We start from the raw sequence: 1,171 nt of genomic DNA, 5'->3' as shown, positions 1-1,171 counted from the left end.
TGAATCGCCCCTGGTTTTCTAGACACTCTCCAAGCTCAGGAAATAGCGTTTCTCATACTCTACTGGAGACAGCTGCATAGCACTGCTGTGTCGGCGTTTAGGGTTATAGAACATCTCGATGTAATCGAAAATATCACTTCGGGCTTCTTCACGGGTTGTGTAGATCTTTCGTCGGATTCGCTCTCGCTTCAAAAGCTGGAAAAAGCTCTCGGCTACGGCATTGTCGTGGCAGTTTCCCCGTCGGCTCATGCTGCTGATTACATTGTTGGCCTTCAAAAAGCTTTTCCAATCCGAGCTACTGAACTGACTGCCTTGATCTGAGTGAATCATAACTTGCTGCTGAGGCTTGCGTCGCCAAACAGCCATCAACATCGCGTCGATAGCCAGGTCGCTGCACATCCTTGGCTTCATTGACCAACCAATTACTTGGCGTGAGAACAGATCCAGCACTACCGCGAGGTAGAGCCACCCTTCATAGGTGCGGATGTAAGTGATATCTGTCACCCAGACCTTGTTCGGCTCACTTACCTTGAACTGCCGCGCGAGGTGGTTGGGCGAGGCCACTGTTGGTTTTCCACCATAGAACCCTGGACGCCGCCGATAGCCCGTTTGAGAACGCAGTCCCTCCGCCTGCATCAAGCGCCTGACTCGATTTCGGCCGCATTCCTCTCCCAGCTCACGCAGGTCATCGTGAATTTTGCGGTAGCCGTATACACCTCCGCTTTCCAGCCAAGCGTGTTTGATCAAGCCAAGCAGACGTTGATCTTCTTTTGCTCGGGCAGATTGAGGCTCGGCCAGCCAGGCGTAATAGCCGCTGGGGTGCACCTTGAGGGTTTGGCAAAGGCGCCGCACCGGGTAATCAGTCGAGTGCTTCTTGATGAAGGCGTACTTCAGCCGCACTCCTTGGCAAAGTACGCGGCGGCCTTTTTTAAGATGTCTCGCTCTTCCGTCACGCGCTTGAGTTCAGCGCGTAGCTTGCGCAGTTCGGCCTGCTGATCGTCGTCTTGCTGACGCTGCTCTTGGGGCTTGCTGTAGACCTTGATCCAGGCGTAAAGACTGTGCACGGACATGCCCAGGCGCTGGGCGACATCGGCGACAGGTTTGCCTTTCTCGGTCACTTGCTTGACCGCTTCGATCTTGAATTCTTCGGGGTAACGCTGACGACTCATGG

Annotated in this window: 1 protein-coding gene; it reads right to left on the bottom strand. The window is 54.2% G+C overall.

Annotation, left to right across the window (positions count from 1 at the left end; genetic code table 11):
• Positions 1 to 18: 18 nt before the first annotated feature.
• Positions 19 to 1,169, bottom strand: a protein-coding gene (locus tag N7650_RS27865; RefSeq protein WP_087535084.1) for an IS3 family transposase whose coding sequence is annotated in 2 segments (ribosomal slippage) — positions 19 to 935 and positions 935 to 1,169 — 1,152 coding nt in all. Because the reading frame shifts where the segments join, the coding sequence is not laid out codon by codon here.
• Positions 1,170 to 1,171: the final 2 nt, after the last annotated feature.

Origin of the sequence: Pseudomonas sp. GD04058 (genome assembly GCF_029836855.1) — a bacterium.
Classification (GTDB): Bacteria; Pseudomonadota; Gammaproteobacteria; order Pseudomonadales; family Pseudomonadaceae; genus Aquipseudomonas; species Aquipseudomonas bharatica.
Note: the sequence above shows the minus strand (reverse complement) of the source record. Positions and strands in the feature narration are given on the sequence as shown.